The 13,161-nt window shown below is 67.7% G+C and carries 13 protein-coding genes; 5 read left to right on the top strand and 8 right to left on the bottom strand.

The window, feature by feature from the left end:
* The coding region (locus tag ACIQ6O_RS06235) for a tRNA-guanine transglycosylase (protein WP_396206917.1) at window positions 1–648 on the top strand (648 nt) is incomplete at its 5' end.
* 28 nt (window positions 649–676) lie between these two features.
* Here the strand turns inward: ACIQ6O_RS06235 and ACIQ6O_RS06230 are convergent.
* A complete protein-coding gene (locus ACIQ6O_RS06230) occupies window positions 677–1,405 on the bottom strand; it encodes an MIP/aquaporin family protein (RefSeq protein WP_396206916.1) in 729 nt (242 codons plus the stop codon).
* A 100-nt stretch (window positions 1,406–1,505) separates the two neighbouring features.
* Between ACIQ6O_RS06230 and ACIQ6O_RS06225 the strand changes: the two genes are divergently transcribed.
* Window positions 1,506–2,459, top strand: a complete 954-nt coding sequence (locus ACIQ6O_RS06225) for a hypothetical protein (protein WP_396206915.1) — start codon at window positions 1,506–1,508, stop codon at window positions 2,457–2,459.
* A gap of 189 nt (window positions 2,460–2,648) precedes the next feature.
* Here ACIQ6O_RS06225 and ACIQ6O_RS06220 read toward each other — a convergent pair whose 3' ends face one another.
* The 3 genes from ACIQ6O_RS06220 to ACIQ6O_RS06210 all read right to left on the bottom strand — a co-directional run bounded on the left by ACIQ6O_RS06220 (window position 2,649) and on the right by ACIQ6O_RS06210 (window position 6,051).
* Window positions 2,649–2,990 (bottom strand): hypothetical protein, encoded by a 342-nt coding sequence (locus tag ACIQ6O_RS06220; RefSeq protein WP_396206914.1) that lies wholly within the window; start codon window positions 2,988–2,990, stop codon window positions 2,649–2,651.
* Between the two features lie 11 nt (window positions 2,991–3,001).
* Entirely contained in the window at window positions 3,002–5,527 is a 2,526-nt protein-coding gene (locus ACIQ6O_RS06215) for a penicillin acylase family protein (protein WP_396206913.1), read from the bottom strand.
* A 137-nt stretch (window positions 5,528–5,664) separates the two neighbouring features.
* Window positions 5,665–6,051 carry a hypothetical protein gene (locus ACIQ6O_RS06210; RefSeq protein ID WP_396206912.1) on the bottom strand — a complete coding sequence of 129 codons (387 nt, stop codon included), beginning with the start codon at window positions 6,049–6,051 and terminating at the stop codon, window positions 5,665–5,667.
* A gap of 116 nt (window positions 6,052–6,167) precedes the next feature.
* On the opposite strand from ACIQ6O_RS06210, the gene ACIQ6O_RS06205 reads away from it, so the two are divergent.
* A complete protein-coding gene (locus tag ACIQ6O_RS06205; RefSeq protein ID WP_396206911.1) occupies window positions 6,168–6,734 on the top strand; it encodes a PepSY domain-containing protein in 567 nt (188 codons plus the stop codon).
* 166 nt (window positions 6,735–6,900) lie between these two features.
* Here the strand turns inward: ACIQ6O_RS06205 and ACIQ6O_RS06200 are convergent, their stop codons facing one another.
* Window positions 6,901–8,046, bottom strand: coding sequence for a putative sulfate/molybdate transporter (locus tag ACIQ6O_RS06200; RefSeq protein WP_396206910.1), 1,146 nt, complete (start codon window positions 8,044–8,046; stop codon window positions 6,901–6,903).
* A 126-nt stretch (window positions 8,047–8,172) separates the two neighbouring features.
* Here ACIQ6O_RS06200 and ACIQ6O_RS06195 point away from each other — a divergent pair, with 126 nt between their 5' ends.
* The gene (locus ACIQ6O_RS06195) at window positions 8,173–9,141 is read left to right on the top strand and encodes an ABC transporter ATP-binding protein (protein ID WP_396206919.1); all 969 of its coding nucleotides are present in this window, start codon (window positions 8,173–8,175) and stop codon (window positions 9,139–9,141) included.
* Entirely contained in the window at window positions 9,134–10,420 is a 1,287-nt protein-coding gene (locus ACIQ6O_RS06190; RefSeq protein WP_396206909.1) for an ABC transporter permease, read from the top strand. The genes ACIQ6O_RS06195 and ACIQ6O_RS06190 overlap by 8 nt, the downstream gene beginning before the upstream one ends.
* A gap of 108 nt (window positions 10,421–10,528) precedes the next feature.
* Here ACIQ6O_RS06190 and ACIQ6O_RS06185 read toward each other — a convergent pair whose 3' ends face one another.
* The 3 genes from ACIQ6O_RS06185 to ACIQ6O_RS06175 form a co-directional block, all read right to left on the bottom strand.
* Entirely contained in the window at window positions 10,529–10,957 is a 429-nt protein-coding gene (locus tag ACIQ6O_RS06185) for a BrxA/BrxB family bacilliredoxin (protein WP_396206918.1), read from the bottom strand.
* A 50-nt stretch (window positions 10,958–11,007) separates the two neighbouring features.
* A complete protein-coding gene (locus tag ACIQ6O_RS06180; protein WP_396206908.1) occupies window positions 11,008–11,391 on the bottom strand; it encodes a co-chaperone GroES in 384 nt (127 codons plus the stop codon).
* Window positions 11,392–11,400: 9 nt separating this feature from the next.
* On the bottom strand, window positions 11,401–13,161 hold a 1,761-nt coding region (locus ACIQ6O_RS06175; protein ID WP_396206907.1), incomplete at its 5' end, for a serine/threonine-protein kinase.

Raw genomic sequence — 13,161 nt, 5'->3', positions numbered from 1 at the left:
GCCGCCACCGAGGGGTCACCGCTGCTCGCCACGCAGCATCAGGACGACGAATGCGTCGCCCCACCACAGGCGCTCTTCCCGATCGTGCAGGGCGGAACCTACGCCGATCTGCGCACCGCGAGCATCGACGGCATTCTGCAGACCGGGGACTGGGAGGGCATCGCCGTGGGTGGGCTGTCCGTTGGCGAGGCCAAGGAGGCCATGTACGCCACGTTCGATACCTGCGCCCCGCTCCTCCCCTGGGACAAGCCTCGCTATCTCATGGGCGTGGGGTTTCCCGATGACCTGCTCGAAGCGGTCGGGCGCGGCATGGACCTGTTCGACTGCGTGGCACCCACGCGCATGGGGCGGCACGGCACCGTCTTCACCCCCGACGGCAAGGTGCAGGTGCAGAAGAGCAGCTATCGCACCGACCGTCGACCGCTCACGACCGAGTGCCCCTGCCCCGCGTGCACACACTACGATCGCGCGTATCTCCGGCACCTCATGGTCACCGAGGAACCGCTCGGCCCGCGCCTGCTGGCGTTGCACAACATCAGCTTTCTCCTCGCCCTCATGGCGCGCGCGCGCGACGAGCTGCAGCGAGGAGGATTCACCAGCTGGAGTGCGGACTGGCTGGCACGCTACCGCGCGCGCGGCGCGCGCTGATACAGCGCGCTGATCGAGCGCGCCGCCGTCAGGCGACCAGCGACCGCCAGAGCAGCGTGGCGGCCGTGGCGCCGATGATCGGGCCGAGCACCGGAATCCACGAATAGCCCCAGTCGCTGCCGCCCTTGTTCGCGATCGGCAGCAGTGCATGCGCGATGCGCGGGCCGAGATCGCGCGCCGGATTGATCGCGTACCCGGTGGGGCCGCCGAGTGACAGGCCGATACCCCACACGAGACATCCCACGAGGAAACCACCGACATTGGTGGCCGGGGTGGCGCCCAGCGTCCCCTGCGCACCGATCGCGCCGGCGACGATGACCAGCACCGCGGTGCCGATGATCTCCGCCACAAGGTTCGGCACCGTACTGCGCACCGCCGGGGAATTGCAGTAACAGGCGCGAATGAGTTCCGCGTCGGTCGTGCGTGCCCAGTGCGGCAGATAGTGCAGCCACACGAGCGCGGCACCCGCCATCGCGCCAAGCATCTGCGCCGCGATGTGCGCCAGCCCCGTGGCGAGCGGATACGCTCCCACCACGATATTCGCGATCGACACGGCCGGATTGAGTTCGCCCGGCGCGCCGAGCGCCGAGGCGACCATCCCGCCGGACATCACCGCGAACGCCCAGCCGGCGGTGATGACGATCAAGCCGCCGTTGTGGCCCTTGGTATCGGTGAGCAGCACGTTGGCCACGACCCCATTGCCAAGCAGCAGCAGGATGAGGGTGCCGAAGAATTCGCCCAGGAACGTGGAGGGCATGGCGCGAAACGCTTGGGGTGACGTAGCGGGAGGGAGACCGCGTGATTGTACGGGCGGGACACGATTTGCGCGAGCAGCAATCCGGGGCGCAATTTGCGGCATGCCTACCTCACCGCTTCGCCGTACCCTGCTGGCCGTCGCCGCACTAGGCGCCGCCTTGGTCGTGCCCGCCGTGGGCCGCGCGCAGATCCGCACCGCCGACCCCGCCGTGCGCGGGATCCCGCTCAGCGCCTTTCCGCGGCTGGTGAAGCTGTCGAAGCATGTGTACGGCTACGAGGAGATCCGTCAGCCAGGCTTCACCACCGTGAGCCTCATCGTGATCGGCAAGGACGGCGTACTCATCGCCGATGGTCAGGGCTCATCGGCGGCGACGCAGACGATGCTCGATCGCATCAAGACCATCACGCCGTTACCGCTCAAGTGGTACGTGGTGGGATCCGATCATGGCGACCACACCGCCGGCAACAACGTGCTCCCCGCTGGCCTCACCTGGGTGGTGCACCCCACGTCGCTCGCGCAGCTCAAGCGTGACTCGGCCGCCGCCACCGCCTCGCGGCCGGTGATCGTGCCGCCGACGGCAATGACCGGAAACGTGCAGACGATCGACGTAGGCACCACCGAAGTGGTCGTTCGCTTCATGGGCCGCGCCCACACCGGCGGCGACCTCATGGTGCACCTGCCCCGCGAACAGATCCTCTTCATGAGCGAGGCGTACCTCAACCGCGTCTTCCCCGCGATGCGCAGCGCCTACCCCAGCGAGTGGGCGCGCACCATCGATGCCGCGCTCACGATCGATCGCGTGAAGCGCTACATCCCCGGGCACGGCTTCATCGAGAAGGGGAAGCGCTCGCGCGAGGAGCTCGTCGCCTTCCGCGACGCGATCACCAGCGTGATCGCCGAGGCGACGCGCCTCAAGTCGCTCGGCATCAGCGCCGACGAGGCCGTAAAGCGCGCCAACTGGGGACAGGTAGGCACGTGGTTCCTCACGGAGCAGCAGGCGCCGATCGCGATACGGCGAGTATGGGCGGAGGCGGACGGGGGACTGCGGGAGTAACTGCGGGGGTAACGGCGGGGGGAACTACGGGTTACTGCGTCATGACAACGGCGTCATGGGTCATGATGACTGCGAAGACCTAACCGCGCGTAACAGCGTTGTTTCCCGCGGTTAGCCCTTCGCGGTAACCATGACCCATGACGCCGTTATCATGACGCAGTTCCCCACTCACGTCTGAGCTCTCAGCTCTCAGCTCTGAGCTCTCAGCAGTCTCGCTGTTCCCCCAGCGATTCCTCCCGCCTGCACGGCCGGCAGCAACAGCGTCACGAGAATGATCGCGTAGCCCGGCAGCTTGAAGTTGCCGCCGAGCATGGACGCGAAGGTGAGCACGTCGCCGCCGCGGGCGCCGACGAAGGCGAGCAGCAGCGCACAGGCGAGCAGCGCGCTGCCGAAGCCGATGCGAAACGCACCGCGATCACGCAGCGCGAGCCCGACGAGCAGCCCCGCGATGGCGGCGCCCCAGACGCCGCCGAAGGCCTGGGCGGCCACCTGCAGGACGACGGCGGACAGGAAGATCGATCGCTTGGTCATGGGTCGATCCCTCAGCGGGTGAGCGTGAGTGTCGCGCGCACATCTGAGGCGGCGAGGTCCTTCGGCGTGCGCGGGGTGCGCACGCTATCCAGCTGGCCGTTGCCCCACGTCGCCAGGCGATCGAGGTAGCGCGGGCTGCCCGGATTGCCGCTCTGTCCGCCCGGGTACACGGCGCGGATGCGCGGGGACGCGTCGAGCTCGGCCACCATACGCCAGCTGGCGCCGAAGTTGGCGCGGCGCGAACCGGTGCTGGGATTGAGCGTCCCGCGTCCGCCATCGACCGGCACGTCAGGCGCCGAGAAGCCGTCGAGGCGCAGCAGATGGCGCGGCTTGGCCGGTGCAACCGTGCCCCACGTCCACGGCGTTTTGGCGGGATCGCCGAACTCCGTCACGAGTGTGTCGTAGGCCTGCGCCAGCGCGCGCGCCAGCAGCTGATCGCGATCCTCGCGCACATCGCCGGTGCGCTTGTCGTCCCACCAGGCGTTCCCCGCATCACCCACCAGCTGCAACAACCGCGATTCACTCGGCCGCACGACCGCGGCGTCCTTACCGGCGGGAATGAACTCATCCCACAACAGCGTCATCGCGCGCACCATCGCCGTCTCGAAGAGCCGCGCGCCCGTGTTGTCACGCGTGTAGCGGCGATCCCATGCGCTCAGGATCGACTCAGCGGCTTTCAGTGATGCCGAGGCATCGCCCTGCTGCAGGCGCGCCTGCGCCGCGGCGACGAAGGCCGGCACGAGCCGGTCGGCACGCACGCTCCCCGGGTCCGTGTGGAAGGCCCGCATCTGGTCGGGCGTCATCGTGCTGTCGGCCCGCAGCAGGCGATTGATCTGCAGCGCGCGCCAGATCTCATAGTGCGCATCGGTGCCGAGATACAGCGAGTCGAGCTGCGGATCGACCGGCTCCTGATTGGCCGACGCGAGATAGCCCTGCGCGGGATTGAAGCTCTGCGGATACTGCGACACCGTGCGGAAGCCGATCCAGTCGTTGCCGCGGGTGCGACCGTCGAGGATGTCCGTCCCTCGCCCCTTGTTGGCGCGAATGGGGTGCTTGCCGGTGGAGCGGATCGCGATCGTGCCCGCCGTGTCGGCCACGATCATGTTCTGCGCCGGCGCCGCGTAGTAGGCAGCGAGCGAATCGAGGAAGGCCGATGCCGTGGTCGCATGCAACCCCTGGTAGAAGCCCAGCAGTTCATTGCCGGCTTCCAACACCGTCCAGCGCATGGAGAGCCACTCGCTCCCCTGCTTTCGCATGGGGCCGCGATGCGTGTAGTACACCGTATCGGTGGCGATCACGTTGCCCTTCGCGTTGCGGTACTGCTCCACACGGGCCTCGAGCGGCGTCTGTGCGCCGTCGAGTTCGTAGGTGGTGGGGCGCGCGGCATCGTTCACCGTTTCGCGCCAGAAGTCCATCACGTCGCCGCCGGTATTGGTGAAGCTCCACGCGAAGGCGCGGGTGTAACCGATGGTGACGCCGGGCAACCCGGGAATCGTCACACCGCCCACATCCATCGCGCCCGGCACCACGAGGTGTACCTCGAACCAGATGCTCGGCAGCGTGAGTTCGAGATGCGGGTCACCGGCGACCATCGCCTTGCCACTGATGCTGCGCGATGGTGACACGGCCCAGTTATTCGACGCGAAGGCGCGTTCCTGCTGCAGCGCGAAGCGTTCGTCGGCCGTGAGCGCGGCGTCGCGGATGAAGCGGAGTGCGCCCGGCGCCGAGCCCAGGGATGCGACCAACCGCTGCGCGCTCGTATCGGGAGCACCGGGAGAGTACAGCGCCGTCAGCGCCTCTCGCGGCGCATTGCGCGGCGCCGGCTGAATGGGCTCCTGCACCGGCGATGAGCTGTCCCACAGCGCGCGCGCCGCACTGTCCCCCACGAGCGCCCGTGCCTGCAGCAGATCGAGTTCGATGGGCGAGTGCGCGAGCGTGTACCCCATCCGGTTCAACAGATGGGAGGAATGAATCGGCAACCACTCACGCGGCGTCTTCTGCAGGAGCTTGTACTCCATGGGCAGCTGCGCGGTGGCGAGCGACGTGCGATAGGCGTTGATCCCCTCGGCGTAGGCGGCGAGGATGCGATAGAGCGCGCCCGTGGTGTCCATCGTCTTCATGCGCGCTTCGGCCGCGCGCGGCATGCCGAGCCGCCGCGTTTCCTGATCGGCCGGCAGCGCCACATCGCCCACCAGTTCGGTGAGTGTGCCCTCACCGGCGCGCGACTGCAGCTCAAGCTGGAAGAGGCGATCGCGGGCCACCACGTAGCCCAGCGCCCGTACGGCATCGAGTTCGTTCTTCGCGAAGATGTGCGGCACGCTGCGCGCGTCGTACCGGATGTCCACCGAGTCGGTGAGTCCCGGGATCTTGGCGTCCGCGCGTTCCGGCAGATCGTTGGCGGTGTTCGCCCAGAGTCCGACCGAGGGAGACAGCAGGGCGCCGAGCGGCGGCAGAGCGCCAACACCGCGCGCCCCCACCCAGGTGGCGCCAAGACCGGCGGCGAGTGACAACAGCGCGAGGGGAAGATTACGGGCCATGATTGCGGCGGGTTGCCGGTCTGGGACGTGATGTCGGGAGCCATCCGCAGCAGCGCCGCACGGGAGCCGGAAGAGGCCCGTGCGGCGCTGGGGACGATCGGAGTGCGTACCGCGGGCGGACGGTGCCGCCCGGGCCGTTACGGCTGGCGAACGGCGGTGAAGGGCATCACACCCATGCCGGCGACATCGAGTGCGCCGTTCATGTTGTCCTTGTCCTTGATGGCGCCGACGCCGTTGATGACGAGCGCCTGGCCGCCCATGTCGAGCTGGAAGGCGAACTTCAGCGTGTCACCCTTGACTACACCGGCGACCGGCGCGCTGCCGAGCTGCGACTCGAGGGTACCGGCGACGGAGTCACCCTTCTGGGTGAGCGTCATCACCGACGGCTGCGTGCCATCGGGCGTGGCGACCGTCACGTTCCACTTGCCGGTGAGATCGGCCAGGATGCGCGGGGCAGCGGTGGCAACGCTGGCCGCAACGGCGACGAGCGAGAACGAAGCGAGAAGGCGGCGGGAGATGGACATAGTCGGGGCTGGAAAGTGAAACGGTGCAAGAATTCGGCACTGCGCGGATATTACCCCGCGCGCCGTAAAATGGACATTCGGCACAACGGATCTTCCTTCGCCCGCGTTTCGCCCCCATGCCCACACCCGCCTTCTGGCGTCAGTGGCACCGCTGGATCGGTGCCCCCGCCGCGCTCTTTCTCGCCTTCGCCGCCCTCACCGGCGTTCTCGTTGCCGGAACTGAGTTCTTCGGCGAGGACGAAGCCCTTCGCGAGGCCAACCGTGAACTCGTAAGCGCCGTCAAGACGGACTCGCCGCCCGACGCGTGGACGGGGCTCATTTCGCAGGTCATGGCCGGTGCCGCCAAGGAGGCCCCCGGGGCGCCCATCGACAAGATCGCCATCGAACTCAAGGGCAAGGAGCCGGTGATCACGTTGTATCTGGGCCGTCCTGAAGGCGGCGAGGACAAGCGTCTCGTCTTCGACGCCCGTACGGCGCAGCTCCTCCGCAGCGACGGGTATGCGGACAAGCCCTTCATCAACCGCGTGCATTCCGGTGAGGCGTTCGGAGACGGCGGCCTCGTGTTCGCCATGGTGTGGGGGCTCGCGCTGTTCGCCCTCACCGTCTCCGGCTTCGCGCTGTATTGGCGTCTGGCCAGTGCCAACCGGGCGGGACGCACGGGGCTCAAGCGCTGGTTCTTCTGAGCCAGGAGCTCACGGTAGTCGCGACAGCAGCTGCCGGCGGACCACCGCGAGAATCTGGTCGGTGGACGCCGGCTTGGGGATGAAGTTGTCCCCCGCCACCATGGTCACATCGGCCGGGGTATGGCCTCCGGCAATAACCAGTTGACGCGCATCCAGTGAAAGGAACTCAGGGAGAGACCGGTACCTCCCAGCGGCGTCGCAGGGGCAGACTGAGTAGTGTACCACCGATCAGGGCCAGCGCGTATCCGTAGGGCGCGTACGCCGCCGTGAGCCCGCAGGCGAGAGCCAGGACGAACGCCGAAGGCGTGGGCCACTGATCGCGAACGAGGGCGAGCACCGCCACCGCCTCCACGAACAGCAGGGCGCCGAGCACGGGGCCCGGCACCAGACGCTGAAAGGCGGCCGGATCCCCGACGAGAAAGAGCCCGGCGAAGAGGAGCGCGATGCCGTACACGATAGCGCTGCCACCGGTGCGCGCGCCGAAGATGTAGTGTCCCACGATGCCGCCCGAGCCATGGCACACCGGGAGCCCGCCCAGTGGGGCGGCCGCGAGGTTCATGAGTCCGTAGGTGGTGCCGATGCGCCTGACCGTGAGGGGTTCGCGGTCGGGGAAGAAGTCGGCGACCACCTGACGGGTGGCGAGCACGGAGTTGCCCAGTGAGAGGGCGATCTGGGGGAGGGCCAGAAGGAGCGCCGCATGTGCGAACTCATCGCCGGTCGGCCAACGGGCCGGGAGCGACGGCAGACGGAAGCCCCAGGGGCCGGGAGTGCCGGCGGGCCAGGTGACCGCGGCGTAGGCGAGACCGAGGGCGAGCACCACGAGGCCCGCCGGCACGTGCCGGTTGCGGCGCATGACCGTGATGACGCCCAGCGCGGCGGCGGCGAGCAGCCAGCCGTTGGTGCCACCGGAGGGGAGGAAGCGGGTGACGGCGAGGGTGAGCAATTGAATGCCCAGCCCCACCTGAATGCCGCGCACGACCGGCTTGGGCACGTTGCGGGCGATCCATGCGAGGGCGCCCGTGTTGGCCAGGAGCAGCATGGTCACGCCCACGATGAGCCCGCCAGCCGCGAGGAGCGGCGGCGCGATCTTGCCAGCGATGGCGATGGCCGCCATGGCCTTGAGCGGCTGCACCGGCATGGGGAGCCGGTAGGCGAGCCCGGAGAAGATCTGGAGCGTACCGAAGGTGACGAAGGCGGCGGACGCGTCCATCCCCGTGGCGAGAATCACGCCCACGAGCAGCGGCAGATCGGTGCCGAGGTCACCGAACGCGCCGGCGATTTCGTGGCGGGAGAAGTCGAAGGGACGAGCCATGGGAGGTGAAAGGTGGCGCATATCGAGCTCGCACGACACCGGGCGGGCGTACCGTTAGTTTGACGAGGCGCACGCAGGTGGTGTACCACACCGCCACGCTCACATTCCTTTCGTCTGACCAAGGTGATGGTGCCAGCAGCTATTCGGGTAGAGCGGATACGGAAGGCCTACGCGAATCACGTCGCGGTCCGGGACATCTCGCTCACCGTGCCCACAGGAACCGTTTTTGGCCTGCTCGGCCCCAACGGTGCCGGCAAGACCACCACCATTCGCATGATCCTGAACATCATGATCCCCGACTCGGGGCACATCGAGGTTCTCGGCCGCCCGAGTGGTGATCCCGCCGTCTCCGACCGTCTCGGGTACCTGCCCGAGGAGCGCGGCCTATACCGCAAGATGGAGGTCCGCCGTGTCCTCCGGTTTCTCGGGCGCCTGAAGGGACTCGAAACGAAGGAAGCCGATCGACGCATCGACAAGTGGCTCGAGCGCCTCAGTTTGCGCACGAGTCAACAGGATTGGAGTACCGCGAAGGTGGAAGATCTCTCGCGCGGCATGCAGCAGAAGGTCCAGTTCGCGGGAACGATGCTGCATGACCCGGAACTGGTCATTCTCGACGAGCCATTCAGCGGTCTCGATCCGGTCAACGCGCAGGCGCTCAAGGATACCGTGCTCGAGCTTCGTCGTGAGGGGCGAACGGTCATCTTCAGCACGCACGTGATGGACGCGGCCGAGCGTATGTGCGATGCCGTGGCCATCATCTCCCGCGGTGAAGTCGTCGCCAATGGCACGCTCAGCGCGCTCAAGGCCGAGTTCGGCGGCCCGCGGCGCGTGTCGCTACAGTTTGCCGGTAGTGGTCGTGATCGTGCCCGGGCGGTCCTTGAGGATCGTACGCTGGTGGCCGCGGTGGACGATCTGGGGCAACTGGTGGAAGTGGATCTCGCTGCCGACGTGTCGTCGCAGCAACTCCTGCGGGCCCTCGTGGCCCACGATGTGGAGCTCGCACGGTTCGATCGCACGGAAGCGTCGCTCCACCGCATCTTCCTCGATCGAGTCGGCGCCACCGGTGTTGAAGCGGGGTTGAGCGGCCATGGGTAAGCTTGCTGCGGTCATTGACCGGGAATTCACCGAACGCGTTCGTTCGCGCTGGTTCGTCGCGAGCACGCTCTTCGCTCCCCTCCTCTTCGCGGCGCTGTTCATTGGGCCGCCGTACCTCGCCGACAAGTCGTCGCGTTCGGTCGACCTGTCGGAAATGGTCATCGTCGATGGCACCGGCACGCAGATGGGCGAAGGGATCGCGACGGAACTGGCCGGAGGGTTGACCGGCTCTGGGAAGCGTGCCCGTGTGATTCCCGTACGTGGCGATGACTCCACGCGTGTACTCGACTCGCTGCGCACCAAGCTCGGCGAAAATGCCTTGCCGGCCGTGGCGATCGTCGATGTGAACACGGTGAACACCGGTGTCCTACGCCTGCTGTTGGCGGGTGGTGCACCCTTGGTGACTTCGGAACGGGTGCAGGGAGCGACAGAGCGCGAATTGTTGCGGGCCCGTGTTGCCGAAGCCGGTCTCGACGTCGAACAGGCGCAGCGTATCGCCAAGCTGCGTGTGTCGGCCACCGTCGAGCGGGTGATGAAGGGCGGCCGCAGCAACGCCGCGCAGGTGAACCTCGTGTTCGGCGGCGGCGTGGCGGTGCTGCTCTACATGATCATCGTGCTGTATGGGCAGATCGTGCTGCGCGGTGTGACCGAAGAGAAGCAGTCGCGCGTTTCGGAGCTGGTGTTGGCCAGTGTATCGCCGCGCGTGCTCCTGTTCGGCAAGGTCTTCGGCATTGGCGGGGTGGCCCTGCTCCAGCTCACCGTCTGGACCATCAGCGTCGTGATTCTGCTGGCCAACCGGGCGCGGGTCCTCGGCGCGCTTGGCGTCACGAGTACGAGTATGAGTCTCCCCAGTGTGACCCTGAGCGAGGCGTTACCGCTTCTCGCGTATTTTCTCCTCGGGTACACGTTGTATGCGGCGCTCTTTGCGGCCGTGGGCTCCATTGTGAGTTCCGAGCAGGAGGCGCAGCAGGCACAGACACCGGTGATCATGCTCCTGGTGGGGAGCATGGCGTTGCTCCAGCCGGCGCTCGCCGACCCCGACGGGCCGATCGCGCGCACGATGAGCCTCGTGCCGTTTTCGTCGCCCATTCTCATGCCGCTTCGCCTGGGACTGGCCTCGGTGCCCCTGTCCGAACTCGCGCTGTCGATTGGGTTGCTCGCCCTCACCACGGGCGCGGCCATGATCGCGGCGGCGCGACTCTATCGCACTGCGCTGCTCATGCACGGCAAGCGCCCGTCCATTGCCGAGATCCTGCGTTGGATTCGCCGCAACGACTGAGACATCGCACTCACCTCACAAGCACAACGCCCCGGAGCACCATACGGCTCCGGGGCGTTGTGTTTCGGTTGCCGCTGGCAACCGAACGCTGAGACACCGTGTTGGCGATTACGCGGTCTGAGACATGCAGTGCTGATCGAACGCCCGCGTGAGGTCGGCCGCGATCTCCTGCGCGCTCCGCCCCTCGATCTGATAGCGTTCCAGCATGAACACCACATCGCCGTCCTTCATGAGCGCGATGCTCGGTGACGACGGCGGATAGCCCACGAAGTAGCCGCGCGCCCGGTCCGTCGCCTCACGATCCTGCCCGGCGAAGACCGTGGTCGACACGTCGGGCTTCACGGCGTGCTGGAGCGCCATCGCCACCGCCGGTCGCGCGTTGCGCGCCGCGCACCCGCACACCGAGTTCACCACCACCAACGCGGTGCCCTTCTGATCGGCGAGCTTCGCATCGACTTCGGCCACCGTCTTCAGCTCTTCGACGCCGAGGCGCGTGAGCTCCTGACGCATGGGAATGAGCAGCTGTTCGGGGTACATCATTGTTGCAGACTCCGTGTTGGGGCATGCTCCCGTGAAACGGGAGCCGTTTAGTAATCCGGGATATCCTCGCGGGGCTCGCGCACCAGCGCCAGAATGGCGGCCTGCGGCACCACGAGATACTGCTCGCTCTCAAACGTGATCTCCACCGCGGCCTTGCGGAAGAAGAGCGCGTAATCGCCAACCGAAGCCTGCATGGGCACATAGCGGGCTTCGCGGCCGCTCTGGCCGCCGATGCGCCAGGGTTCGTCGCCCTGATCGGCAAGATCGGGGAGTGCGAGCCCGGGGCCGGTGGCGACGATCTCGCCCCCCTGCACCGCCTGGTTATCCACGGCCGTGGGTGGCAGGTAGAGCCCCACCTTCGAGCGTTGTTCGCCGTCTTCCAGCTTTACGAGTACGCGATCGCCCACGACGATCAAACGTTTCTTGGTCATGCGGGCAATCTAGCGATCGCCGGAAGTGGGGTAGGCCCCACTACCGAGTGAGCGCGCCGTGCGATGCAGCTGGGCGACGGCGAAGCGCGCCAGCTCCTCCACGAGCCCCCGCAATTCCTTCTGCTTGTTCGCCGAGGCGGTCGTGAAAGCATAGCGCGCCCCACCCAGTGCGCCGGACAGGATACCGAGCAGCGCGCCGAGCGCCACGATCCCCCCGGCGGACTTCGACAGCACCGCCATGGTGACCGAGCCGATGGCCACCCCGAGCCCGGCGCCCAAGCCGCCGTACAGCCCGCCGGCCACCCCCGTGATATCCTCGTAGGCGCGCACCACCGTCCGGCCGTTCCGTACGGCCACCGTGAGTTGCAGGGTGCGCACCATGCCCCCTTGTCCCGCTCGCGCCGCACCCGTGGTCATCGTCAGCGTGCGCCCCACCGCATTCACGGCGATGAGATCGCCAAGCGACCGCTGGGCGATATCGGCGATTTCCTCGAACGCGTCGATAGACAATTCGCCGTCGAGCACGCATTCGAATTCGATCTTCGTGTGGGCACCCAGGAAGGCGTTGGGCGCCTGTCGCATCCGCGCCCCGGGCGTCACCTCCACCCGCGAGAGGGCGGTGGACTGCCGTCGCTCTGCCAGTGCGCGCTCCACGTACTTTGGCGCAATGCCTGCTTCGGCCGCCGCATGCATGACCACGTCCAGATCGTAGCCGCGAGTGGGCGACGGTGCGTCGGCCGTCGCCGAATCGGCAGCAGCCGCATCGGCAGGCGTCGACAGCAGCGCCGGCGGCACCATCATGCCGGTGTGCGCTTGCAACTCGGCGGCGCGCGCCCACACGGCCTCGGCCTCAACCGACGACAACCGCGCCGGCACCGCGAGGGTGGGCACGACGGGCGTGGCGGTGCGACTACCATCGACCGCATCGAGTTGGTGCAGCAGCGCCCGCGCCGACGGCACGCGGTCGTCGGGCCGCTTCTCCAGCAGAGCGGCGACCAGCGCATCGAGGGCGTCGGGGGCATCGGGACGATACTCGTGCAGCCGCGGCGGCGCGCTGTTCACGTGCGCCACGAGCACCGCCGACGCCGAGTTGCGCTCGAACGGGAAGCGCCCGGTAAGCATGCGGAAGAGCAGCACCCCCAGCGCATACAGATCGCTTCGACCGTCGAGTGCCTCACCCGTCACCAGTTCGGGGCTCATGTATTGCACGGTGCCGAGCACGGTGCCGGTGGCCGTGAGCGGCTGCGCTTCGCTCACGCGGGCGATGCCGAAGTCGGTCACCACGGCGCGCCCCGCCATGTCGAGCAGCACGTTCTCCGCCTTGATGTCGCGGTGCACGACTCCTTGGGCATGCGCCGCCTCCAACGCGAGCGCGAGCTGACGGATCACCGCCACCGCGCCGACCGCGTCGAGCGGGCCCTCGCGCTGCAATCGCTCCGCGAGCGACTCCCCATGCACATACCCCATGGTGAAGTACACCACGCCCCCACGCTCAGCGGCGGAGTAGATGGGCACGATGTTGGGGTGCGACAGCGCGGCGGCGGTACGGGCCTCGCGCAGAAATCGCTCGCGCACCGCCGGGTCGAGCGCGAGATGCGGCGGCAGCGTCTTGATGGCGACGCGCCGCTGCAACTGCGTGTCGTCGGCGAGATACACGACCCCCATACCGCCACGACCGATCTCGCGCAGCAGGCGGAACTCGCCACTGAGCGCATGCGCCAGAGCCGGTGCCGGTTCCGGCCAGGTGAGGGCGTCCGTGTTCATGCGATC

The organism is Gemmatimonas sp., assembly GCF_044345575.1.
In the GTDB taxonomy this organism is placed as follows: domain Bacteria; phylum Gemmatimonadota; class Gemmatimonadetes; order Gemmatimonadales; family Gemmatimonadaceae; genus Gemmatimonas.
The sequence above is the reverse complement of the archived record's forward strand: the minus strand, read 5'-3'. Positions and strand labels throughout refer to the sequence as shown.